Genomic DNA, 24785 nt, shown 5'->3' on the forward strand with positions numbered 1-24785 from the left:
TCGACGTGTGACCGAGCCGTGTGACGTGCCGACCCTGCACGTCACATCCCGACGGATTGACGCCTCGGGACCATTCGATGGTCGGAAGGCGTCAATCCGTCGGGGAGGGGTGGAGCCGGGGCCGCGGTGCTACGCGAGGCTCGTGACTGTCTCGTCGTAGCGGCGGAGCGTGAGCTCTGCGAGGCGCGCGTCCGGCGCGAGCGGCGCCGCGACGACGTCCGCCCCGGCCTCGAGCACGCGGTCGTGGAAGAACCCCGGAGCGAGCAGGTACGACGCGACGACGACGCGTCGGCCCGAGGCTCGCGCCTCGGCGACCGCCGCGGGCACACGCGGCTCGGCGCCCGCGCCGAAGCCGACGAGCAGGCCGCCCGACGACGAACCCGCCGCACCGACCTCCCGGCCCAGAGCGGCCGCGAGCCCGTGAGCGACCTCCGCGACCGCGTCCGCCGCCGCGGGGTCCGACGAGCCGGCGGCCGCGAGCAGGAGGGCGTCGTCGTCCGTGAGCCCCGCCTCGCGCAGCCGGTCGACGAGGATGTCGACGAGCAGTTCGTCGGGCCCCAGTGGACCCGACGCTGCAGCGCCCGACGGCTCGACGGCCGCCGCGACGTCGACCTTGACGTGGAAACCCACCGAGAGCAGGAGCGGCACGACGACCGCGCCGCCCGCGTCGGCGAGCGCCGACGTCACGACGTCCGCGACCTCGGGCTCCTGGACGTCGACGAACGCCTCCCGCACGTCGAGGTCCGGCCGCAGCCGGCGCACATCGTCGAGGATCGACGCGATCGCCGCACGACCCGCGAGGTTCGCGGTGCCGTGCGAGCAACCGATGAGGACGGGGACGTCGGACATGGTCAGGCCTCCTCGAGCGCGAGGCGGTAGCCCCGCTTGACGACGGTGCGGACAAGCTCGCGCGACCCGGAGGCCTCGCGCAGGCGGGCGATCGCGACCTCGGCCGCGTGCGGGTCGCGGGAGTCGCCCGGGAGCGCGTCGAGCACCTGGTCGCGCGTGACGATGCCGCCACGAGCGTGCGCGAGCACGCGCAGCACCTCGAGACCCGCGGGAGTGAGCGGCAGCACGCGGCCGTCGAGCACCGCCGCGCCACGGTGGACGCGCAGCGGCCCGGCGACCGTCGTGAGCGCCTCGAGCCCGCCGTAGTGGGAGACGACGAGGCGCACGAGCGAGCCGAGCCGGCCGCGGTCCGGGACGATCGGCTCGATGCCGCGCTCCTGCAGCGGCCCCGCCGTCACGGGCCCGACGGCCGCCATGACGACCGTGCCCGCGGAGCAGCGCGCGACGATCTCGTCGAGCACGCCCTCGTCGTCGGCCGCGGCGAGCCACGCGGACGCGCCCGGCGCGGACGTGAACGTCACCGCGTCGATCTCGCCCGACGCGACCGCGCGCACCGACTGCGCGACCGCCGCAGGGTCCGGCGGCGGTCCCCACCGGTAGACGACGAGCGAGCGCACACGTGCGCCCGCGGCCAGGAACGCCTCGTCAAGTCCGTCCGAGCCCGCACCGTGGTGCTGCACCGCGATGTCGCGCCCTGCGACGCCCTCGTCGAGGAGGAACTGCGCGACCTCAGCGCTCGTCTCCGACTCCGCGACCCAGTCCGGCACGAGCCCCGCAGCCTGGATCGCCCCGCGCGCCTTGGGCCCGCGCGCGATGAGCCGCGCCCCGCCCAGCGCGGTGACGAGCTCGTCCGCGAGGCCCACCGCGTCAGCCGCCTCGATCCACCCGCGGAACCCGATGCCCGTCGTCACGACGACCGTGTCCGGCGGGTCCGCGACGAGGTCGCGCGTCATCGCGAGCAGCGCCGCGTCGTCGACGTGCGGAACCATGCCGAGCGCCGCCGCGTGCCGCACGGACGCGCCGCGCCGCGTGAGCGCGGCCTCGAGCTCGTTCCGGCGCCGGTCCGCCGTGACGAGCACGACGCAGCCCGCGAGGGTCTGGTCGATGTGCGACGCGGGGGCGTCGTCCGGGGGCGTGGTCACTCGACCATTGTGACGGTCGGGGCGGGAACGGCGCTGGGACGTCCGCCGCACGCGGCCGCGCGGCCGGCGCCGCCGCGCCGTCCGCTCACGACGTCGTCCCGGGAGCCGCTCACGACGTCGTCCCGGCGCCCGGAGCGGCGTCGGCCCCGGCGCCGACCTCGACGACGCCGGCGACGACGCGTACGGGCCACGTCCTGAGGTCGGCGTCCTGCCCGTCGAGCGGCACGCGCCCGACGGTGTCGAGGCACGAGCCCGTGCGCAGGTCGAACACCTGCTTGTACATGGGGGAGGCGAGCGTCGGGACGCTCACGCCGTCGACCGCGCGCGAGCCGACGATGCCGCGCGACATGACGTACGAGCCGCAGAACGGGTCGAGCTGCTGCACCGCGAGGACGGTGTCGTCGACGAGGCGCACGAGCGCCACCTGGACGTCGTCGACGAGGGCGGCCGCACCGCGCTCGACGGCGAGGTCCTCGAGCGCGCACACGCGCACCCACGTGGTTGCGAGGGTCGGGGCAGTCATGAGCGGACCTCCAGGGTTGTGCCGGCGACGAGGACGGGCTCGCCGCGGCGTGCGGCAGCCACCTCGTCGGCCGTGGCGGGCCGGACCTGGCCGCGCTCGGGGACGTACGCGAGCGAGGGGTCCGGGGTCTCGGGGGAGTTGACGAAGCTCTGGAAGCGCCGCAGTTTGTCGGGGTCGGCGAGGGTTGCCGCCCACTCGTCCTCGTAGGACTCGACGTGCTGCGCCATCTGCGCGTCGAGGTCCGCGCAGATGCCGAGCGAGTCCTCGAGGACGACCCTGCGGACGCCGTCGAGACCCCCCTCGACCTCGTCGACCCACGGGGCGGTGCGCTGCAGGCGGTCGGCCGTGCGCACGTAGTAGAGGAGGAAGCGGTCGATCGTGCGGATGAGCGTCGCGGTGTCGAGGTCCTCCGCGAGGAGCCGCGCGTGGCGCGGCGTGAAGCCGCCGTTGCCGCCGACGTAGAGGTTCCAGCCCTTGTCCGTCGCGATGACGCCGACGTCCTTGCCGCGGGCCTCCGCGCACTCGCGGGCGCACCCGGAGACGCCGAGCTTGATCTTGTGGGGCGAGCGCAGGCCGCGGTAGCGCAGCTCGAGCTCGACGGCGAGGCCCACCGAGTCCTGAACGCCGAACCGGCACCACGTCGAGCCGACGCACGACTTCACGGTGCGCAGCGACTTGCCGTACGCGTGGCCCGACTCGAAGCCCGCGTCGACGAGCCGCCGCCAGATCTCCGGGAGCTGGTCGAGGCGCGCACCGAACATGTCGATGCGCTGGCCACCCGTGACCTTCGTATAGAGGCCGAAGTCGCGGGCGATCTCGCCGACCGTGATGAGGCCCTCGGGCGTCACCTCGCCGCCCGGCATGCGCGGCACGACCGAGTACGAGCCGTCCTTCTGGAGGTTCGCCATGACGTGGTCGTTCGTGTCCTGCAGTGCGGCACGCTCGCCCTCGAGGACGTGCGCGGGGGCCGTCGTCGAGAGGATCGACGCGATCGCGGGGCGGCAGATGTCGCAGCCGCGCGCCGCAGGGTCCGTCCCGAAGCGTGCGACGACCTCGGTGAACGACGTGACGCCCGCGACGAGCACCGCGTCGTAGAGCTGCGCGCGGGACAGCGAGAAGTGCTCACACAGCGCGGTCGAGACGACGACGCCCTGTTTGGCGAGCTCCGTGCCGACGAGCTTCTTGACGAGCGGGAGGCACGAGCCGCACGACGTGCCCGCCCTCGTGCACGCCTTGACGGCGCCGAGGTCCTGGCAGCCGTGCTCCGTGACGGCCTCGCGGATCGTGCCCGCGGTGACGTTGTTGCATGAGCACACCGACGCGTCGTCGGGCAGCTCGAGCTCGGCCGCCCCGCCGCCCCCGCCCTCGGGCAGGAGGAATGCCGACGGGTCGCCCGGAAGCTCGCGGCCGAGCTGGGGCCGCAGGCTCGCGTACGCCGACGCGTCGCCGACGAAGACGCCGCCGAGGAGCGTGCGCGCGTCGTCCGACATCACGAGCTTCTTGTAGACGCCCGCGACCGGGTCCGCCCACACGACCTCGAGCGCGCCCGGGGTCTGCGCGAACGCGTCGCCGAAGCTCGCGACGTCGACGCCCGAGAGCTTGAGCTTGGTTGCGGTGTCCGCGCCCGGGAAGAGCGCGGCGCCGCCGAGGAGGCGGTCCGCGGCGACCTCGGCCATCGCGTAGCCGGGGGCGACGAGGCCGATGCACGCGCCCTGGATGCACGCGACCTCGCCGATCGCGGAGACGTACGGGTCCGAGGTGCGGCACGCGTCGTCGACGAGGACACCGCCGCGCTCGCCCATGTCGAGGCCGGCCTCGCGGGCGAGCTCGTCGCGGGGCCGCACGCCCGCCGCGACGACGACGACGTCCGCGTCGACGCGCCCGCCGTCGGCGAGCTCGATGCGGCCGACGCCGCCGCGGCGGTGCGGACGGATGCGCGTCGTCATCGCGTCGACCCGCACGCCGATGCCGAGGCCGTTGATGAGGCGCTTGAGCGCCTCGCCGCCGCCGAGGTCGACCTGCGCGGACATGAGGTGCGTGCCGACCTGGAGGACGGTCGCCTGCGCGCCGAGCGCCCGCAGCGCACCAGCGGCCTCGAGGCCGAGGAGGCCGCCGCCGAGGACGGCGCCGCGCACGACGGGCCGCGTGAGACGCAGCTCCTCGACGTAGCCGCGCAGGGCCGCGACGTCGTCGAGCGTCCGGTAGACGAAGACCCCCGGCAGGTCCGCGCCCTTCATGGGCGGCACCCACGCGTACGAGCCGGTCGCGAGGACGAGGTGGTCGTAGTGCTCGACGCGGCCGCGGGCCGTCGTCACGGTGCGGGCCTCGCGGTCGATCGCGACGACCCGGTCGTCCTTGCGGAGCGTGACGAGCGGGTCCTCCCAGAGGCTTCCGTCGCCGAGCGCGAGCTCCTCGGCGTCGCGCGCCGAGAAGTAGCTCGTGAGAGCGACACGGTCGTAGGGGCGGCGGGGCTCCTCGCCGAGGACCGTGACGTGCCAGCGGCCCTCGAGGTCGCGCGAGCGGAGGGCCTCGACGAGGCGCTGCGCGACCATGCCGGCGCCGACGACGACGAGTTTGCTGGTCATGGTGGTCTCCGTCCGACGGTCCATCTGTGGTCTGTCGTCGACGTTAGGAGCGCGGTGTTTCCGGTCCGGGCGCGCGTGTGTTTCGCGCGGGCAACCTTGTCCGCACAGCCGGGGCGGGCGCAGTGTGAGAGCTCTGCCGTGGAGCCTTCAGCGGACGGGCGCGAGATTGAAGGCTAGGGCCATAGCCTTCAATCTGGGGGTTCTACGTTGAAGGCTAGGGGCCCAGCCTTCGACGAAGCGGATGCCGCAGAGCGGAACGCGCGGCGAATCCTCACGATCGATAGTGTTGCCCGAAAGGCAGCGATGGCGGGGGGGATCTCGTGACCACAGCGACGACGAAGGTGCGTCTGCGAGACCATTCGCCGGCAGTGAGGGCGCTGCTGGCCGGTTCGCTGGTCTCCCTCGTGGGTACCGAGATCTTCGAGATAACTGCGCTCATGCTCACCACGGCGGCCTACGGTGCCCTGCTGTCCACCGGCGCCCTGGGCGTCGCGATGCGCCTGGCGCCCATGGTGCTCAGCCCGGTGATCACCGCGGCGCTGGATCGATCCCCGGAACGGCGAGCGAGCTTTGCGCGGCTCACAGTGCTCGTCCGGGGAGTTGCCATCGGACTGTTCGCCGGTCTTCTTGCACTGAGCTCGCCGCCGACCTGGGCCGCCTATGCCTTGATCGCCGCGATCGCAGCGCTCGACACGGCTAATCTCTCATCGGTTCGGGCGACCATCCCCCAGCTCGTCACGGACGGACAAGGGCGGGATGCACGTCTCAGCGATGCGACCTCCCGCTTGATCGCGCAGTGGAACGGTGTCCAGATCCTCGTTCCACCGGTCGTCGTCGCGGTCCTGGCCTGGCTCGACCTCCCCGCGATGGCGATCATCGCGGCAGCCATGCTTCTGGCTGCCTTTGCGATGCTCGGGGCACCGGTGCGCCTGACGGCGGCCACCAGCTGGCCGCCGTCCCCGGAGACCACCATGCTGGGGCGCCTCAGGTCGGGGTTTCAGGTTGTCGCTCTCCACCCCGTCGCGCGTTCGGTGACGGTCCTCGGGGCAGTGAGTGGAGCGACGGTGTTCACCTTCTCGCTCGCTGTCCCGGTCGTCGTCGTGGGCCGAGCTCCGCAGATCGCGGTCGGAGCCGCCCTGGGCGCGATGGCTGTCGGATCGTTGGTGAGTGCCCGGTGGGCGGCGAGGTTCAGCACGCGAGCGCAACGGCTGAGAGCGATGTTCGGTGCGGCGACGTTGCAGCTCGTCGTGCTGCTCGCCATGTCAGGTGCCACCTCGCCGCGGGTCGTCGGCGTCGCTCTGGTGCTTGCCGCGCTGCTCACCGGAGCAGCGGCGGGGGTGCTCGCCGTGAGCCGATCGACTCTTCTGCAGTCGGAGTTCGAGGCGAGTGTGCTCGGCGGCCTCTTCGTCACCGTGACGGCGCTGAGCCAGGTGCTCATGCCCGTGCTGCCGTGGGTCTGGGAGAGCATGGCGGCAGGCTCGGGCGGGCTCCCGCGAGCCTTCGTGATCCTTGCCGCGGTCCAGGGCGTGGGGACCGTCATCGCACTGGCCGACCTGTGGCGGCACGACCGAGCGTCGGCAGCCGCAGACGGCAGCGCCGAGGGCGCTTCCTGAAAGAGCGACGCAGGGAGCGCCCGCCGGGTCGACTGAGCCCCAGGGACCCGGCGGGCGCCGTTCAGTAGACGTCGCGCACGTAGCGTCGCGCGGCCGTGAGGCGGCGGACGTACGCGGCGGCATCGTCGGGCGGCATGCGGCCGTGCGTCGCGACGACGTCGCGCAACGCCTGGTCGACGTCCTTCGCCATGCGCGAGGCGTCGCCGCAGACGAAGAACGACGCGCCGTCCTCGAGCCACGACCACAGGCGAGCGCCGTGCTCGCGCATGCGGTCCTGCACGTAGACCTTCGTGCGCTGGTCGCGCGAGAAGGCCGTGTCGAGCCGGGTGAGAGTGCCGTCGGCGAGCATCTCGCGCATCCGGTCGGCGTGGTAGAAGTCCGTCGCCTCGTGCTGCTCGCCGAAGAACAACCAGCTCGCGCCCGTGTGCCCCGCGGCACGGCGTTCGTCGAGGAACCCGAGGAACGGGGCGACGCCCGTGCCCGGCCCGACCATGATCGCGCGCGCGTCCGGGGCGGGCGGGCGGAACCGCTCGGTCGGCTGGACGTGCACGGGCACGAGCGTGCCGGGGGCGGCGTCCGCGAGGAACGTCGAGCACAGACCGCCGCGCGCCGCACCCGCGGGCGAGGTGTAGCGGACGACGGACATCGTCAGCGAGACCTGCCCGGGGGAGACGAGCGGCGTCGACGAGATCGAGTACTGGCGCGGTGCGAGCGGGCGGAGCGTCGCGAGGACGTCGGCCGCGGGCAGGTGCGGGGCGAGCTCGGCGAGGACGTCGACGGGCTGCCGGCACCACGTCCAGCGTGCGAGGTCGTCGCGGTTGTCGCGGCGCAGGAGACGTCTGAGCCCGTCGTCGCCCGAGCGTTCGGCGACGAGCGTCAGCAGGTCCGACGTCGTGCGCGTGAGGTCGAGGCGGTGCGCGAGCGCGTCCCCGAGGACGACGTCCGCACCGTCGAGCGCCACGGTCGCGGCCGGGTCCCACCCCGTGACGTCGCACCACTCCGCGACGAGCGCGGCGGCGTTCGTCGGGTGGACGGCGAGCGCGTCGCCCGCACGGTAGGTGACCGCGCGCCCGGAGCCGGAGACGTCGAGGACGACGTGCCGCACCTCCTTCGCGGAGCCCTCGCCCGAGAGCAGGCGGGCCTCGACGAGCACGGCCTCGCCCGGTTCCTTGCGGGTCGCGACGGGCGGCCCGGTGGGGATCTCCGGCTCGCGCGGGCTCGTGGTCGTCGTGCCCGACGACGCCGCTGCGCCCGACGAGGCTGTGCCCGACGACGGCGTGCCCGACGACGGCGCGTCGTCGTCCGCCGGACCCGCACCCGGCGTGACCGTGTCCCCGACCGGGTCGCCTGCCGTGAGCGCGGCCGTGAGCTCTGCGAGCCACGCGTCGACGCGATCGTCGTCGCCCGCCTCCGTGTCGGCGCGCGGGACGAGGCGCTGCGCGCCGAGCTCCGCGAGCCGGTGGTCGAGCCGCCGGCCATGGCCGCAGAACCGCTCGAACGACGCGTCGCCGAGCGCGAGCACCGCGAAGCGCGAGCCCTCGAGGCGACGGGCGCCCGGGTCGACGAGCGACTCCCAGAAGTCGACGCCGTCGTCGGGGGCGTCGCCGTCGCCGAACGTGCTCGACACCATGATGATGTCGGCGTCGCGCGGCAGGTCGCCGGGGCTCGTCGCGCTCGTGCCGAGCAGCCGTGCCGCGGTGCCCGCGGACGTGAGGTGCGCGGCGACCCGCGCCGCGAGTTCCTCGGCGGTGCCCGTCTGCGAGGACCACAGGACGACGACCTCGCGGACGGTCGGCCCGGCCTCGCGCACGACGATCCCGCTCCCGGCCCGCGAGAACGCCCCCGCGAGCATGCCGTCGACCCACTCGGCCTGCTCCGCCGTGAGCGGCGCCGACGCGGGCAGGACGGGTGTCCCGGGCGCGGCCGCGCCCGTGCCGAGGCCCGCGAGGAAGCCCGCGAGGTAGCGGCGACCGGTGTCGTCGAGCTCCGGCGGCGCGCCGATCGGCCCGAGGCCGAGCGCGTCACCGAGCGCACCGAGCGCACCGGGCGACCCGAGGCCGCCGGCCGCGCCGAGCCCGCCGCCCATCGCGGGCGCGGCGACCTCGGGCTCGTCGGGCACCGGTGCGGGCACGACGGTGAGCGTCACCGCGGAGATCTTCAGCTCGGGCTGGAAGGACAGGGGGTCGACCGCGTCGTTCGTCACCGAGTTGATCGACAGCCCGGGGCCCGCGAGGTCGTTCCAGTGGATCGGCGCGAAGAGGCAGCCGGGCGGGACGCGGTCCGTGACCGTCGCGGGCAGCACCGCGCGCCCCCGGCGCGAGACGATCTCGAGGCCGTCGCCCGCACGCACGCCCAGCCGCTCCGCGTCCTCCGGATTGATCTCGCAGAACGGCGCGGGGGCGAGCCGGTTGAGCTTGGCGACCTTGCCCGTCTTCGTCATCGTGTGCCACTGGTGCTGGACGCGGCCCGTCGTGAGGAGGAACGGGAAGTCGTCGTCGGGCAGCTCCGCCGCCGGCATGTGCGGGCGCGCCCACAGGCGCGCGCGGCCCGACGCCGTCGCGAAGCGCAGGCGCGGCTGCGTGCCGTCGGCGTGGACGAGGACGGGGGAGTGGACGCCGTCGTTGAGGTAGCGGACCGGGTTGCGGCGCGGGCCGTCGGGCGCGGCAGGCCACTGGACGGGGCCCTCGCGCAGCCGGTCGTGGGTGATGCCGCGCAGGTCGTAGCCCGTCGCGGGGTTGGTGAACTGCCGGATCTCCTCGAAGACCTCCGACGCGCTCGCGTGGTCGAAGCCCGCGTAGCCCATGGCGCGCGCGACCATCGAGACGAGCTGCCAGTCCGGGAGGGCGTCGCCCGGCGGGGGCACCGCGCCGCGCGCGAGGGTCGCGTTGCGCTCCGAGTTCACCATGACGCCGTCGGACTCCGCCCACGTCGCGGCGGGCAGGACGACGTCCGCGTGGCGCGTCGTGTCCGTGTCGGCGAACGCGTCCTGGACGACGACGAGCTCGGCCTGCGCGAGCCCCCGCAGGACGGTGTCGCGGTTGCCCATCGACGCGGCGGGGTTGGTGCAGATGATCCACACGGCACGGACGTCACCGTCCGCGAGGCGCTCGAACATCTCGACCGTGCCGCGGCCCGAGGACTCCGCGCGGATCGTCCCGGGCGCGAGCCCCCACCTCTCCTCGACGAACGCGCGGTCGTCGTCGGAGAGCACGGAGCGCTGGCCGGGCAGGCCCGGGCCCATGTAGCCCATCTCGCGGCCGCCCATCGCGTTGGGCTGTCCCGTGAGCGAGAACGGGCCGGCGCCCGGGCGGCAGATCGCTCCCGTGAGGAGGTGGAGGTTGATGAGCGCGTTCGTGCTCCACGTGCCGTGGACCGACTGGTTGAGGCCCATCGTCCAGCACGACACCCAGCGGCCCCCGGCCGCGACGACGAGGTCCGCGACCTCGCGCAGCTGCGCCTCGGGGACGCCCGTGAGGCGCTCGACCTCGTCGGCCGGGTAGTCGCCGAGCATCGCCTCGAGCTCGTCCCAGCCCTCGGTGTGCTCGGCGAGGAAATCCTCGTCGAGGCCGCCCGCCTCGACGACGAGCCGGGCGAGGCCGTTGAGCAGCGCGACGTCCGTGCCCGGCCGCACGGCGAGGTGGAGGTCCGCCTTGTCGGCGGTCGCGGTGCGGCGCGGGTCGATGACGACGAGCTTCGCGCCCGCGCGCACGCGGTCGAGCATGCGCAGGAAGAGGATGGGGTGGCAGTCGGCCATGTTCGCGCCGATGATGACGAAGAGGTCGGCCTCGTCGAGGTCGTCGTACGACCCGGGCGGGGCGTCGGAGCCGAGCGAGAGCTTGTAGCCCGTCCCGGCGCTCGCCATGCACAGGCGCGAGTTCGACTCGATCCAGCGCGTACGCATCGCGCCCTTCGCGAGCTTGTTCGAGAGGTACTGCGCCTCGATGCTCATCTGCCCCGAGACGTAGAGCGCGACCGCGTCCGGGCCGTGCTCGGCGATGATCTCGGTGAACCTCGCCGCGATCGACCCGATCGTCTCGGCGAGCGGCGCGGGGGCGAGGTCGCCCCCGCGCTCGGCGCGCACGAGGGCGCTCGTCGCACGTCCGCCCGCGCCGAGGACGTCGACGGTCGTCGCGCCCTTTGTGCACAGGCGGCCACGGTTGGCCGGGTGCTCGGCGTCGCCGCGCGACGCCGTCGCGGTGCACGCGCCGTCCTCGTGACGGACGACGTCGAGCGCGATGCCGCAGCCGACGCCACAGTAGCCGCACACCGTGCGCACCGTGCCGGGACCTGCGGGCGCGAACCCCTCGACCGGGCCGCTCGACCCGGGTTCCGCGCGGACCACGGCTCCCGGGTCGAGGGCCCCGGCAGCCGTGGTGGTCGTCGCCGTCACTCAGACGCCTGCCGCACCGAGCGTCGAGCCGCGCCGGGCGTACACGGCCCACGTGAGGGCCCCGAGCACCGCGTAGACGCCGACGACGACCCACAGCGCCGCCTCGATGCCGCCGGTCGCGGCCGTCGAGGCCGCGAAGCCGCGCGGGACGAGGAAGCCGCCGAACGCGCCGACGGCTCCCGCGATGCCGAGGCACCCGGCCGCGACGCGCGCCCGGTGCGCGCGGTCCGCGTCGTCGGTCGCGCCGTGGCGGAAGACCGCGGGGATCATGCGGTAGACCGAGCCGTTGCCCGCGCCGGTCGCGACGAAGAGGACGAGGAACGAGCCGAGGAAGCCCGCGAACGACCCGGCGCGCAGCGCGAGGATCGCGCCGATGACGCCCGCGGCCATGACGGTGAGCGCGACGAGCGTGATGCGGGCGCCGCCGAGGCGGTCGGCGAGCGTGCCGCCGAGCGGGCGGGCGACCGAGCCGACGAGCGCGCCGAGGAACGCGATCGACACGGTGACCTCGGGGAACGTTCCCTTGAGGAGCGTCGGGAAGACGCTCGAGAACCCGATGAACGAGCCGAACGTGCCGATGTAGATCGCCGAGATGAGCCACGTGTGGCCGTGCGTCGCGGCCTGCGCGTATGCCTTCGTGTCGGAGCGTGCGCCCCGGAGGTTGTCCATGCCCCGCCAGGCGAGGACGGCGGCGAGCAGGACGAGCGGGATGATGAGCAGTCCTGCGCGCTCGAGGTGGACACCGGTCGCGGTGACGACGACGAGCGGCACGACGAGCTGGACGGCCGCGGTGCCGAGGTTGCCGCCCGCGGCGTTGAGGCCGAGGGCCCTGCCCTTGCCGGACTCGGGGTAGAAGAACGAGATGTTGGCCATCGAGCTCGCGAAGTTGCCGCCGCCGAGGCCCGCGAGGGATGCGACGAGCAGGAGCGTGCCGAACGAGGTCGTCGGGTCCTGGACCACGAGGACGAGCGCGGTGAGCGGCAGGAGCAGCAGGAGCGCGGAGACGACGGTCCAGTTCCGGCCGCCGAGGACGGGGACGGCGAACGTGTAGGGGATGCGCAGGGTCGCGCCGACGAGGCTCGGCACGGCGATGAGCCAGAACATCTGGTCGACCGTGAGGTCGAAGCCTGCGGCGGGGAGCTGGGGGACGACGACGCTCCACAGGGCCCAGACGACGAAGCCGAGGAACTCGGCGTAGACGGAGGTGCTGAGGTTGCGTCGGGCGATCCTGCGGCCGACGGCGATCCACTGCGCCTCGTTCTCGGGGTTCCAGCCGTCGAGCCAGCGTCCCGGGCGGCGGGTGACGCCCGCGCCGAGCGGGGTCCCGACGGCCGTCGTGCGGGCGTGCTGCGTGCTGGTGGGCGGTGTGCCGTCGGCTGGGGCCTGGGCTGCGGCCGTCTCCTCGGGCGCGCCGGGTGCGAGCGGTTCGTGCGTCATGGGGCCTCCGCGGTCTCGTGCGGTTCGGGACGCTCCGACGCTAGGCACGGGATGTTTCCGGTCCCGCGTGCCTCTGTTGCGCCGACGCAACCTTTCGCGCACGACGCCTCGGGGGTGCGTGTGAGGTCCGGTCCGCGCAGGGGAGTTGCGTTCGCAACTTTTCCCAGGAGCGAACATGGCATGTGCCACACCACGCAGGCCCCTCGGGCAGGGCTGCGGTGGGTAAACTCTGAGGAAGTTCTCCGGCGGGCGGCCCTCGTGCGTCGCGGCCGGGGGGCCGACCGCCTCCCGCCCCGACGGACGGATACGGACGTGCCGCAGCTGCTCATCGCCCACCTCGCGATGGCCCTTGCTGCGCCCGCGCTCGTGAGGTTCCTCGGCCGCCGGGCGTTCCTCGTCCTCGCGCTCGCCCCCGCGTCCGCCGCCGTCTACGCGCTCACGTTGACGAGCCGCGTCATGCGCGGCGAGCACCCCGTGAGCGTCACGCCGTGGATCGACGCGCTCGGCCTCGACCTCGTCTTCCGCATGGACACCCTCTCGTGGTTCCTCCTGCTCATCTCGGGTGGCGTCGGCGCGGTCGTCCTCGTGTACTGCTCGTCGTACTTCTCCGCGAACGCCCGCGGCACCGGGCGCTTCGCGGCCGTCCTCACGGCCTTCGCGGGCGCGATGGTTGGTCTCGTCACGGCCGACGACATGCTGCTCCTCTTCGTCTTCTGGGAGCTGACGACCGTCTTCTCCTACCTGCTCATCGGCCACTACGCGGACCGCAAGTCCTCACGTCGCGCCGCGATGCAGGCGATCGTCGTCACGACGTTCGGCGGGCTCGCGATGCTCGGCGGCATCGTCGTCCTCGGCGAGACTGCGGGCACGTACCTGCTCTCGGAGGTGCTCGCTGCACCGCCCACCGGCACGCTCGTCACCGTCGCCGTCGTCCTCATGCTCGTCGGTGCCGTGACGAAGTCCGCGCTCCTGCCGTTCCACTTCTGGCTGCCGGGCGCGATGGCCGCGCCGACGCCCGTCTCGGCGTACCTCCACGCCGCCGCCATGGTGAAGGCGGGCGTCTACCTCGTCGCGCGCCTCGCCCCCGGCTTCGCCGACCTCGACGCGTGGCGGGTCACCGTCATCGTCCTCGGCGCGGGCACGCTCCTGCTCGGCGGCTACCGGGCGCTGCGGCAGAACGACCTCAAGCTCGTCCTCGCGTTCGGCACCGTCTCCCAGCTCGGGTTCATCATCCTGCTCGTCGGCCTCGGCACGAGGTCGGCGGCGCTCGCGGGCCTCGCGATGATCGGCGCGCACGCGATGTTCAAGGCCGCGCTGTTCCTCGTCACCGGCGTCGTCGACGCCGCGACCGGCACGCGTGACCTGCGGCGCCTCACGGGCGTCGGCCGACGCCTGCCGCTCGCCGCGACGGCCGGCGGCCTCGCCATCGCGTCGATGATCGGCCTGCCGCCGCTTGCGGGCTACGTCGCGAAGGAGGGGGCGCTCGAGTCGCTCGTCCACGACGGGGTCCCGGGTGCGGACCCGTGGGTGTCGGTGGTCCTCCTCGCGGCCGTCGTCGTCGGCTCGATGCTCACCTTCGCGTACGGCCTGCGCTTCTGGTGGGGCGCATTCGCGTCGAAGGCGCCGTGCCCGGCGCCCGCGCCGCGGCCCGTCGCACCCGGGGAGGCACCCCCGGCCGAGGTCGACGTCACCCAGATCGACCCCGAGCAGATCCACGCGCAACCGAGCCTCCTCGTGTGGCCGCCGCTGCTCCTCGCGGTCCTCGGGCTCGCGGCCGCGCTCGTCCCGCACCTCGGCGAGAACCTCCTCGCGCCGCACGCCGCGCTCTACCCGGCGGGCGAGGCGGGGCACCTCACGCTGTGGGGCGGCGTCGGTCCCGCGTTCTGGAGCACCGTCGCGATCGTCGTCGCGGGCACGCTGCTGTTCGTCGCCCGCCGCCGCGTCGAGGCCCTCCAGTCGCGCATGCCGCACATCCCCGAGGCCGAGCGCGTCTACCGACGCTTCATGCGTCGCCTCGACGAGGTCGCGGCCGACGTCACCTCGGTGACGCAGCGTGGCTCGCTGCCCCTCTACCTCGGCATCATCCTCGGCACGCTCGTCATCGCCGTCGGGGGAGTGCTCGTCGCCGACGGCGCGTGGCCCGAGCAGGTCGTGCTCGCGTCGAACCCCGGCCAGGTGCTCGTCGCCGGGGTGACGGCGGTCGCCGCGGTGCTCGCGGCGCGGGCCCGACGGCGGCTCAAGGCCGTCCTCCTCGTCGGCGTCACGGGCTACGGCACGGCCGTGCTCTTCATGCTCCACGGCGCGCCGGACCTCGCGCTCACGCAGGTGCTCGTCGAGACGATCACGCTCGTCGTCTTCGTGCTCGCGCTGCGGCGCCTGCCCGCGTACTTCTCCGACCGGCCGCTCGCGAGCTCGCGCTTCGTGCGGCTCGGCATCGCGATCGCCGTCGGACTCACCGTCGCCGCGATGGCGCTCACCGTGCCGGGCGCGCGCATCCACGAGCCCGTCTCCGTCGACTTCCCGGAGGAGGTCTACGTCTACGGCGGCGGCAAGAACATCGTCAACGTCGTCCTCGTCGACACGCGCGCCTGGGACACGATGGGCGAGATCTCCGTGCTCCTCGTCGCCGCGACGGGCGTCGCGAGCCTCGTCTTCCTGCGTCGCCGCAGCGGTGAGATCCTGCGCGCGCCGCGGGCCGCCGCGGGCGTCGGGGCACTCGTGCCGCAGCAGGTCGACGAGGCGCTCGGCCGGCTGCCGCGCGTCCCCCAGCTGCGCGGCACCGCACCGCAGGCCCTCCTCGACCGCGCCGCGCGCGCAGGGGTGTGGCTGCGCGGCGGACGCACGCTCGCACCGCAGCGACGCTCGGTCGTCTTCGAGGTTGCGACGCGCCTGCTCTTCCACTCGATGATCGTCTTCGCCGCTTTCCTGCTGTTCTCGGGGCACAACGCACCCGGCGGCGGATTCGCGGCCGGGCTCGTCACGGGCATCGCGATCATCATCCGGTACCTCGCCGCGGGTCGGTACGAGCTCGGCGAGGCCGCGCCCATCCACCCGGGCCTCCTCCTCGGCACGGGCCTGTTCCTCTCCGTCGGCGTCGGGCTCGTGCCCGTGCTCTTCGGCGGCGAGCCGCTGCAGAGCTTCATCATCCAGACGGACCTGCCGCTGCTCGGGCACGTCAAGCTCGTGACGTCCGTGTTCTTCGATCTTGGGGTGTTCCTCGTCGTCATCGGGCTCGTCCTCGACATCCTGCGCTCGCTCGGCGCGGAGATCGACCGGCAGACGGACACGGCGCCGCGTGAGCAGGACGGCACGTACGGCGCGGCCGCGGTCCTCGACGACGCACGCGCGGTCCGCAAGGCGCTCGACGCCGCCGGCCTGCGCCCGCACCGCACGGACGGAGGCTCGCGATGATCGACATGACCCCCTCCCTCGCGCTCGTCGTCGTCATCGGCGTGCTCGTCGCCTCGGGCGTCTACCTCCTGCTCGAGCGGTCGCTCTCCCGCGTGCTGCTCGGCGTCCTCATGCTCGGCAACGGCGTCAACCTACTCTTCATGGTCGCCTCGGGCCGCGCTGGCAAGGCGCCGATCATCGGCTCGGCCGAGCCCTCGGAGATGAGCGACCCGCTGCCCCAGGCGATGGTCCTCACCGCGATCGTCATCGCGCTCGGCATGGTCGGCTTCGTCATGTCGATGGCGTACCGCTCGTGGCAGCTCAACGGCCACGACGAGGTGCAGGACGACCTCGAGGACCGTCGCGTCGCCCGCAAGGCCGCCGCGAACGCACCCGCGTACGAGGACGCGGACTCCGCGGACTCGGGCGAGACCCTCGACGAGGACGCCGCGGCGACGCGCGACGAGACGATCCACGACGACGAGGAACACACCGTGCCCGCCGCCCCGTCCGACACCGCCGCAACGCCCGGCACGCCCGAGGGAGGTGACGCATGACCTCTGCCCTCGTCCCGCTGCCCGTCATGCTGCCGCTCTTCGGCGCGGGCCTCGCGCTCGCCCTGTGGAAGCACACGCGCGCCCAGCGCATCATCACCGTCGTCGTCCTCGCGCTCATGCTCGCGGTCGGTGTCGGTCTCATCGTCGCAGCGGACGCCGGACCGGTCGTCGTCGACGTCGGCGGCTGGGCTGCGCCCGTCGGCATCGTCCTCGTCGCGGACCGGCTCTCGGCGCTCATGGTGACGGTGTCGTCGCTCGTGCTGCTGTGCGTCTTCCTCTACTCGCTCGGGCAGGGCATCGCTGACGGCGACGACGAGGCACCCGTCGCGATCTACCACCCGACGTACCTCGTTCTCGCCGCGGGCGTCTCGAACGCGTTCCTCACGGGCGACCTCTTCAACCTCTACGTCGGCTTCGAGATCCTCCTCGCGGCGTCCTACGTGCTGCTCACGCTCGGCGGGACGGGCTCGCGCATCCGGGCGGGCACGATCTACGTCGTCGTGTCCCTTGTGTCCTCGGCGCTCTTCCTCGTCGCACTCGCGATGATCTACGCGGCGACGGGCACGGTGAACCTCGCGCAGCTCGCGGAGCGGCTCCCCGAGATCGACGCGACGACGCGCCTCGTCCTCGAGATCCTCCTCATGCTCGCGTTCGGCATCAAGGCGGCGATCTTCCCGCTGTCGGCGTGGCTCCCGGACTCCTACCCGACGGCACCCGCGCCGGTCACCGCGGTCTTCGCGGGCCTCCTCACGAAGGTCGGCATCTACGCGATCATCCGCACGCAGACGCTGCTCTTCCCGGACGACCGGCTCGACGACGTGCTGCTCGTCGCCGCGCTCCTCACGATGCTCGTCGGGATCCTCGGCGCGGTCGCGCAGGACGACATCAAACGACTCCTGTCGTTCACGCTCGTCAGCCACATCGGCTACATGGTGCTCGGCATCGCGCTGTCCTCGCAGGCGGGCCTCACCGCGACCGTCTTCTACGTCGTCCACCACATCACGGTGCAGACGACGCTGTTCCTCGTCGTCGGGCTCATGGAACGTATCGGCGGGACGACGTCCCTCGCGCGGCTCGGCGGTCTCGCGAAGATCGCGCCGCTGCTCGCGATCCTCTTCTTCGTTCCAGCGATGAACCTCGCGGGCATCCCGCCGCTGTCGGGCTTCCTCGGCAAGGTCGGGCTGCTCCAGGGCGCGGTGCAGCTCGGCACCCCGCTTGGATACCTGCTCGTGGGCGGGGGGCTCGTGACGTCGCTCCTCACGCTCTACGCGATCGTCAAGGCGTGGAACAAGGCGTTCTGGCAGACGCCGCCGCAGGAGATCCGGCCGCAGCGACTGCCGTCGGGCATGGTCGGGGCGACGCTCGCGCTCGTCGTGTTCGGCCTCTCGCTCACGGTCGCGGCCGGGCCGCTGTTCGACTACGCGGGCCGGGCGGCGGAGACGCTGCGCGCCCGCACGCCCTACACGGCTGCGGTGCTCGGCCCGGACGGCCGGGGCGAGGGCACGTCGAACGACGTCGTGCCGGACGGCGGCACCGTCCTGCCCGACGTCCCCGACGACGGCACTCCCTCGCCGACCCCCGCCGAGAGCTCGACGGAGGTGACTGGATGAACCCGCACGCACGGCGCCGGGCACTCGTCACCCAGTGGCCGACGATCCTGTGGCTCACGGCCGTGTGGACGTTCCTCTGGGGCGAGATCACGTGGGCGAACGTCCTCGGCGGCCTCGCCATCGGCATCATCGTGACGCTCGTGTTCCCGCTGCCTGCGATGGGCCTGCCGATCAGGATTCGGCCGTGGCACCTGCTGCGGCTCGCCGGGTTCTTCCTGGGCTCGCTCGTCGTCGCGTCGTTCCAGGTCGCGTGGCAGGCGCTGTCACCGCGGACGCAGGTGCGCGGCGCCGTCGTCGGCGTGCGGCTGCGCAACCCTGCCGACCTCTACCTCACCGTGACCGCGGAGCTCTCGACGCTCGTCCCGGGGACGCTCGTCGTCGAGGCGCAGCGCATCACCGGCATGATCTACCTCCACGTGCTCGACCTTGCGGCGTCGGGCGGCGAGGAGAAGGTCCGGCAGGACGTCCTCGACCTCGAGGAGCACGTGCTGCACGCGCTCGCATCGGACGAGGAGCTCGAACGGGCCGGGCTCGTCGTGCCGCGCCGCTGGTCGGTGCGGCGGCCCGCGAAGGCCGCGGCACCCGCACCCGCGCACTCGTCCGAGGCCGCGCCCGCACCCCCGGGGGAGGACGCATGAGCCCCGTCGTCGTCGCCGTGTCCGCGGCCATGCTGCTCGTCGGAGCTGCGCTCGCCGTCGTCCGCATCGAGCGGGGCCCGTCGATGCTTGACCGCACGATCGCGCTCGACGTCCTCACGGCGACGCTCGTCGCGGTCATCGCGCTCGAGGCCGCGTGGAACAAGCGGACGGACACCCTGCCAATCCTCGTCGTACTCGCGATGGTGGGCTTCGTGGGGTCGGTGACGATCGCACGGTTCGCTGCGACGGAGTCCGACGACGACCGGCGCATCCGGTCGCGCGAGGAGGTCGAGGCGGAGGACGCCCAGCGCCGTCTCGTCGAGGAGGCCGAGGACCGCGCGGTCGAGCGGGTCGCGGAGCTCGACGCGGAGCCCGACGACACGACGCACCAGGGAGGGACGCGCTGATGCTCGACACGATCCTCGACGTCCTCTCGGGCGTGCTCATGCTCGGTGGCGCGTTCCTCTCGTTCGCGGCGGGCGTCGGCGTCCTGCGGTTCCCGGACCTGCTCGCGCGCATGCACGCGGCGACGAAGCCACAGGTGCTCGGGCTCATGCTCGTGCTGCTCGGCCTCGAGCTGCAGCTGCGCACGTGGCGCGGGGCCTTCGTCGTGTTGCTCGTCGTGCTGTTCCAGATGCTCACGGCGCCCGTCTCGGCGCACATGGTGGGTCGCGCGGGGTACAGGACCGGCAAGGTGCGCACGGATCTGCTCGTCATGGACGAGCTCACGGCCGACGTCCAGGAGGCGGCACTCATCGCCGACCAGGCGGGCATCGCGCGGCTCGCGGCGGAACTCGTCGACGAAGCCGTCCACGAGGCGCACGACGAGGAGCGTCCCGCGGACCCGCGGCCGGACGCGGGTCGTGCGGACTCCGACGCGCAGGACGCCGGTCCGCGCGACGCCTGAGGGGCCGGTCGGACGTCCGGGCAGCCGCCTTTCGCCCTTACGGTGCCTGCGTCCCCGGTGGCACGATCTCGTCGAGCCACCCGACGACCCGCGCGAGGTACTGCGAGCGCGCAGGCTCCGGGGAGAGCGCAAGGTCGTGTGCGCCGTCCGGGATCTGCTCGTACGTGACGTCGGTGCCGAGCCCGGGCGCGAGGGCCGCGGTCTGCTCGACGGACAGCACCGAATCGGTCGTCAGCACGTCGGGATGGTCGTCAACGTGGTCGCCCGTCGCATCGGACGTCAGCACGAGCACCGGGCAGGTGACGTCGAGCCCGCGCGCGACGCGCGCGTGCGCGCGGCGCACCGACGCGATCCAGCGGGCGCGGACGGGGAAGCCTTCGATGGGCTTCCACGCGAGGTCGTAGTCCCACTCGCCGCCTGTGCTCGTGTGGAGCGCGCGCCCGTAGTGGGGTGCGAGATGTCCGACGACGGTGCGCGGCGCGACCCTCCCGAGGACCCGCAGGGCCTGCGTGCCGACGGTGCGCATGAACGCGGTGTCGTTGAGCTCGAGCCACGGGCTGTTGAGCACGAGCGCGTCGATGCGCCCGGGGCGTGCGTTCGCCCACAGCGACGCGACGAGCCCGCCCGTCGAGTGACCGAGCACGGCGATGCGGTCGTGGTGCTCGTCGTCGCGGACGACGGCGAGCGCGGCGTCGAGGTCCTCGGCGTGGACGGCGAGGTCGTCGACGAGGTTCGCGGTCTGCCCGGGGCGCAGTGAGCGGCCGTAGCGGCGGAGGTCGACCGCGTAGAAGTCCCAGCCGGCGGCGTCGAGCGCCTCGCCGACGTGCGTCTGGAAGAAGTAGTCGACGAAGCCGTGGACGTAGAGGACGGCGCGGTCGCGGCGCGGGCCGCGGGTGAGACGCACGAGCGTGACGTCGACAGGTCCTTCGTCGTCCGTGCCGAGGTGGAGGGTGCGCTGCTCCCAGCCCTCGCCGAGGACGTCGGGGTGCCAGGATCCGGTGGCGCGCGGCGCGGGCGCGCCCGTGGGGAAGAACGTCATGCTTGATCATCGCACCGCTGGCCTCGGCGACGAGAGGAACCTGCCGCTTCCGCAGGGTGGTGCATCAAAGTTGAGCGGAATAGACTCAAGTCTGACGAGGTTGTTCCGGCAGGACCACCCCGACCCGAGAGGAGACCTCATGGAGTCCAACTTCACCGCAGCGTCGCAGCAGGCGATCGGCGACGCCATCCGCGCGGCCGCCGCCGCCGGCAACCCCCAGATCGAACCGCTCCACCTCCTCGGCGCCCTCCTCGAGCAGCCCGAAGGTCTTGCTGTCGCGCTCCTTGGCGCCGCGCACGTCGACCTCAAGGATGTCGGCCGCCGCACCCGCACCGCGCTCGCCTCGCTCCCGTCGTCCCAGGGAGGCTCCGTCGCCGAGCCCACCGCCTCACGTGCCCTCGGCAACGTGCTCGAGGCAGCGAAGAAGGAGTCGGCGGCCCACGGCGACGAGTACATCTCCGCCGAGATCCTGCTCCTCGCCCTCGCGACCGTCGACTCGGCGGCGGCCGCCGCCCTGCGCGAGTCCGGCGCGACCCCCGACGCCCTCCGCGCGGCCCTGCCCGCCGTCCGCGGCACCGGGCCCGTGACGTCCGCCAACCCCGAGGGCACCTACAAGACCCTCGAGAAGTACGGCGTCGACCTCACCGAGCAGGCCCGCGAGGGCCGTCTCGACCCCGTCATCGGCCGCGACTCCGAGATTCGCCGCGTCGTCCAGGTCCTCTCGCGCCGCACCAAGAACAACCCCGTCCTCATCGGCGAGCCCGGCGTCGGCAAGACGGCCGTCGTCGAGGGCCTCGCCCAGCGCATCGTCGCGGGCGACGTCCCCACCTCCCTCCAGGGCAAGAAGCTCGTCGCGCTCGACATCGCCGCGATGGTCGCGGGCGCCAAGTACCGCGGCGAGTTCGAGGAGCGCCTCAAGGCCGTGCTCCAGGAGATCAAGGACTCCGACGGCGAGGTCGTGACGTTCATCGACGAGCTCCACACCGTCGTCGGCGCCGGCGGCGGTTCCGAGGGCGCGATGGACGCGGGCAACATGCTCAAGCCCATGCTCGCCCGCGGCGAGCTGCGCCTCGTCGGCGCGACGACGCTCGACGAGTACCGCGAGCACATCGAGAAGGACCCCGCGCTCGAACGACGCTTCCAGCAGGTCTACGTCGGGGAGCCGTCGGTCGACGACACCGTCGCGATCCTCCGCGGCCTCAAGTCTCGCTACGAGGCGCACCACGGCGTGACGATCTCCGACGGCGCACTCGTCGCCGCCGCGCGACTCTCCCACCGCTACATCACGGGCCGCCAGCTCCCCGACAAGGCCATTGACCTCGTCGACGAGGCCGCGAGCCGCCTCCGCATGGAGATGGACTCCTCGCCGGTTGAGATCGACACGCTGCAGCGCGTCGTGCGACGCCTCGACGCCGAGATCCTCGCGCTCAAGGAGTCCGGCGCGGCCGAGGACCTCGAACGCGCCCACGAGCTCGCCGCGCAGCGGGCCGACCGCCAGGAGGAGCTCGCCGCGCTCACCGCTCGCTGGGAGGCCGAGAAGGGCGGCGTCAACCGCGTCGGCGACCTCAAGAAGCGCCTCGCCGAGAAGGAAGCCGCCGCGCTGCGCGCCGAGAACGACGGCGATCTCGCGACGTTCGGCCGCCTCAAGTACGGAGAGATCCCCGCGATCGAGAAGGAGATCGCAGAGCTCGAGGCCTCCGAGCAGACCCAGGCCGCGAGCGATGACGACGCTGACCGTCCGCAGCGCCTCGTCGGCGAGAAGGTCGACGCAGCGGAGATCGCCGAGGTCGTCGCCGCGTGGACCGGCATCCCCGCAGGAAGGTTGCTCCAGGGCGAGGGCGAGAAGCTCCTCAGCATGGAGCAGACGATCGGCGCGCGGGTCATCGGCCAGACGAAGGCCGTCGAGGCCGTCGCGGACGCGGTGCGCCGCGCCCGCGCCGGCATCTCCGACCCGGACCGGCCCACGGGCTCGTTCCTCTTCCTCGGCCCGACGGGCGTCGGCAAGACCGAGCTCGCGAAGGCGCTCGCCGACTTCCTCTTCGACGACGAGCACGCCATGGTGCGCATCGACATGTCCGAGTACGGCGAGAAGCACTCGGTCGCGCGCCTCGTCGGCGCCCCTCCCGGCTACGTCGGCTACGAGGAGGGTGGCCAGCTCACGGAGGCGGTGCGGCGGCGCCCGTACTCGGTCGTCCTGCTCGACGAGGTCGAGAAGGCGCACCCGGAGGTCTTCGACCTCCTCCTGCAGGTCCTCGACGACGGTCGGCTCACCGACGGTCAGGGGCGCACGGTCGACTTCCGCAACGTCATCCTCGTCATGACGTCGAACCTCGGCTCGCACGCGCTCGTTGACCCGACAGTCTCCGACGAAGCGAAGCACGAGGCCGTTATGGCGGCCGTGCGCGCTCACTTCAAGCCGGAGTTCCTCAACCGGCTCGACGACGTCGTGGTCTTCGACCCGCTGAGCGTCGACGAGCTCGGGCGGATCGTTGACCTCCAGGTGCGGGCGCTCGCCGACCGGCTCACGGAGCGGCGCCTGGGCCTCGAGGTGACGGACTCGGCCCGGGAGTGGCTCGCGCTCGAGGGCTTCGACCCGGCATACGGGGCGCGGCCGCTGCGCCGGCTCGTCCAGCGGGAGATCGGTGACCGACTCGCGCGACTCGTCCTCGCGGGCGAGGTCGCGGACGGCGACACGGTGACGGTCGACCGCGCGGACGACGCGGCAGGCCTCACGGTCCGCACGTCCTGACGCCCACCCCGAGCGTCAGGCGCGACTCGTAGGTGCTGAGCACCATTCGATGGTGCTCAGCACCTACGAGTCGTCTTAGGGGTTCGACTTGTAGGTCTGTAGCACCATCGAACGGTGCTGGGACCCTACGAGTCGGAGTGAAACGTCGAAGCCCCCGCCCTCCCTGCTGACGGAGGACGGGGGCTTCGACGTGATGGGTACGGGCCGCCGGGCCGGGGAGCGCCGGCGGTCCGTACCTGTCAGTGGGTCTCGACCACTTGAGACCGTTGGAGAGCGCCGAGATGAGCTCGCCGTCCTTCGTGTCACCGTCGAGCGACCAGAAGAACGCACCGCCCAGGCCCTGCTGCTTGGAGGAACTACTCACCATGTCTTCACGTCCGTGACCTGCGAAGGGATGTCTTCGTCCCAGTGGGTCCCACCTAGGGCCGTGTGACGGACACGCGTGCGCCCACCCGGGGGAAGGTGGGCGCACGCGCGGCTTGTGGTGGGTCAGACGCGGAGGAACGTGGGGTTCGACTGCCAGATCGACCGCACCTTGATGCTCTTGCCCGGTCGCGGAGCATCGATCTGCTTGCCGTTCCCGATGTAGATCGCGACGTGGCCCGGGGTCCAGATGAGGTCGCCGGGGCGGGCGTTCTTGCGGGAGACGACCTTGCCCGACCCGCGTTGGGCGGAGGATGCCCGGGGAAGCTTGGCGACGCCGGCCTTCTTGTAGACGTAGCTCGTGAAGCCGGAGCAGTCGAAGCCGCGCGGGGTCGTGCCGCCGAGGCGGTACGGGGTGCCGACGTAGCGCTTCGCGGTGCGGACGACGAGGTCGCCCTCGGAGCGGACGCGGACCTTCGTCGTGCGCTTGGCGGTTGACGCGTCGGTCGACGAGGCGGGAAGGAACTTCAGGGTGATCGTGTGCTTGCCGACCTTGAGCTTCTTCGGCAGGCGGTAGCTGAGGGTGAGGCGGCCGTCGTCGTTGCGGTCGGACGCGGTGAGCGTCCGGAGGAGCTTGCGGCCGTCGTAGATCTTCACGCGGCCGTCGACGGGCTCGTCGGCGTTGCGGAGCCGGATGGACAGGCCGGCGCCCTGGCGACCCTCGTACGTCGTCGCGGTCGACCGCTTGACGGTGAGGGACGTGCGGGCCGTGGTGGTGGCCTTGGCCGCGACAGGGCTCGTGCTGGTGGTGCCGGTCATTGCCGGTGCGGCGTGGGCCGTGGCGGTGCCGACGGCGGGGACGAGGCCGAGCCCGAGTGCGGCGACGAGGGTCGCGGCGGTGCGGCGGGCCTTGCGGGGGCGTGCGGGCGTGGACGTCGACGAGCCGGCGGTGGGCGCGGTCTCGTGCATGACGTCCGTCGGACGGACAGACAT

At 73.0% G+C, this 24785-nt stretch carries 16 protein-coding genes; 8 read left to right on the plus strand and 8 right to left on the minus strand.

The window, feature by feature from the left end; all coding sequences use genetic code 11:
- Positions 1–129: 129 nt before the first annotated feature.
- The 4 genes from C1729_RS10555 to nirB form a co-directional block, all read right to left on the minus strand.
- Entirely contained in the window at positions 130–849 is a 720-nt protein-coding gene (locus C1729_RS10555) for a sirohydrochlorin chelatase (protein WP_102509907.1), read from the minus strand.
- A gap of 2 nt (positions 850–851) precedes the next feature.
- The gene (locus C1729_RS10560; protein ID WP_102509908.1) at positions 852–1991 is read right to left on the minus strand and encodes a uroporphyrinogen-III synthase; all 1140 of its coding nucleotides are present in this window, start codon (positions 1989–1991) and stop codon (positions 852–854) included.
- Positions 1992–2100: 109 nt separating this feature from the next.
- A complete protein-coding gene (nirD, locus tag C1729_RS10565; protein ID WP_102509909.1) occupies positions 2101–2514 on the minus strand; it encodes a nitrite reductase small subunit NirD in 414 nt (137 codons plus the stop codon).
- Positions 2511–5099, minus strand: coding sequence for a nitrite reductase large subunit NirB (gene nirB / locus C1729_RS10570; RefSeq protein ID WP_102510639.1), 2589 nt, complete (start codon positions 5097–5099; stop codon positions 2511–2513). The genes nirD and nirB overlap by 4 nt, the downstream gene beginning before the upstream one ends.
- A gap of 320 nt (positions 5100–5419) precedes the next feature.
- Between nirB and C1729_RS10575 the strand changes: the two genes are divergently transcribed.
- Positions 5420–6712, plus strand: coding sequence for an MFS transporter (locus tag C1729_RS10575; protein WP_129590730.1), 1293 nt, complete (start codon positions 5420–5422; stop codon positions 6710–6712).
- Positions 6713–6773: 61 nt separating this feature from the next.
- On the opposite strand, the gene C1729_RS10580 is transcribed toward C1729_RS10575, so the two are convergent.
- Both C1729_RS10580 and C1729_RS10585 read right to left on the minus strand, forming a co-directional pair.
- Positions 6774–11102, minus strand: a complete 4329-nt coding sequence (locus C1729_RS10580) for a bifunctional nitrate reductase/sulfite reductase flavoprotein subunit alpha (protein ID WP_242493792.1) — start codon at positions 11100–11102, stop codon at positions 6774–6776.
- Entirely contained in the window at positions 11103–12539 is a 1437-nt protein-coding gene (locus tag C1729_RS10585) for an MFS transporter (RefSeq protein ID WP_102509911.1), read from the minus strand. It lies immediately after the preceding gene.
- A 342-nt stretch (positions 12540–12881) separates the two neighbouring features.
- Here C1729_RS10585 and C1729_RS10590 point away from each other — a divergent pair, with 342 nt between their 5' ends.
- The 6 genes from C1729_RS10590 to mnhG are packed head-to-tail and all read left to right on the plus strand — an operon-like array spanning position 12882 to position 19641.
- Positions 12882–15950 carry a Na+/H+ antiporter subunit A gene (locus C1729_RS10590; protein WP_422917659.1) on the plus strand — a complete coding sequence of 1023 codons (3069 nt, stop codon included), beginning with the start codon at positions 12882–12884 and terminating at the stop codon, positions 15948–15950.
- A complete protein-coding gene (locus C1729_RS10595; RefSeq protein WP_242493793.1) occupies positions 15947–16486 on the plus strand; it encodes a Na(+)/H(+) antiporter subunit C in 540 nt (179 codons plus the stop codon). Before C1729_RS10590 ends, C1729_RS10595 begins: the two co-directional genes overlap by 4 nt.
- Positions 16483–18096, plus strand: coding sequence for a Na+/H+ antiporter subunit D (locus C1729_RS10600; protein WP_102509913.1), 1614 nt, complete (start codon positions 16483–16485; stop codon positions 18094–18096). Before C1729_RS10595 ends, C1729_RS10600 begins: the two co-directional genes overlap by 4 nt.
- On the plus strand, positions 18093–18734 hold the full coding sequence (locus C1729_RS10605; RefSeq protein ID WP_102509914.1) for a Na+/H+ antiporter subunit E: 642 nt from the start codon (positions 18093–18095) through the stop codon (positions 18732–18734). The genes C1729_RS10600 and C1729_RS10605 overlap by 4 nt, the downstream gene beginning before the upstream one ends.
- Complete coding sequence (locus C1729_RS10610) at positions 18731–19141, plus strand: MrpF/PhaF family protein (protein ID WP_102509915.1); 411 nt, start codon at positions 18731–18733, stop codon at positions 19139–19141. The genes C1729_RS10605 and C1729_RS10610 overlap by 4 nt, the downstream gene beginning before the upstream one ends.
- Positions 19141–19641, plus strand: coding sequence for a monovalent cation/H(+) antiporter subunit G (gene mnhG, locus C1729_RS10615; protein ID WP_102509916.1), 501 nt, complete (start codon positions 19141–19143; stop codon positions 19639–19641). Before C1729_RS10610 ends, mnhG begins: the two co-directional genes overlap by 1 nt.
- A gap of 37 nt (positions 19642–19678) precedes the next feature.
- On the opposite strand, the gene C1729_RS10620 is transcribed toward mnhG, so the two are convergent.
- Positions 19679–20680, minus strand: coding sequence for an alpha/beta hydrolase (locus C1729_RS10620; protein WP_102509917.1), 1002 nt, complete (start codon positions 20678–20680; stop codon positions 19679–19681).
- Positions 20681–20819: 139 nt separating this feature from the next.
- On the opposite strand from C1729_RS10620, the gene clpB reads away from it, so the two are divergent.
- A complete protein-coding gene (clpB, locus tag C1729_RS10625; RefSeq protein WP_102509918.1) occupies positions 20820–23429 on the plus strand; it encodes an ATP-dependent chaperone ClpB in 2610 nt (869 codons plus the stop codon).
- A gap of 489 nt (positions 23430–23918) precedes the next feature.
- Here the strand turns inward: clpB and C1729_RS10635 are convergent, their stop codons facing one another.
- Positions 23919–24785 (minus strand): C40 family peptidase, encoded by an 867-nt coding sequence (locus C1729_RS10635; RefSeq protein ID WP_242493794.1) that lies wholly within the window; start codon positions 24783–24785, stop codon positions 23919–23921.

The sequence above is a fragment of the Sanguibacter massiliensis genome (assembly GCF_900240335.1).
GTDB classification, from domain to species: Bacteria; Actinomycetota; Actinomycetes; order Actinomycetales; family Cellulomonadaceae; genus Flavimobilis; species Flavimobilis massiliensis.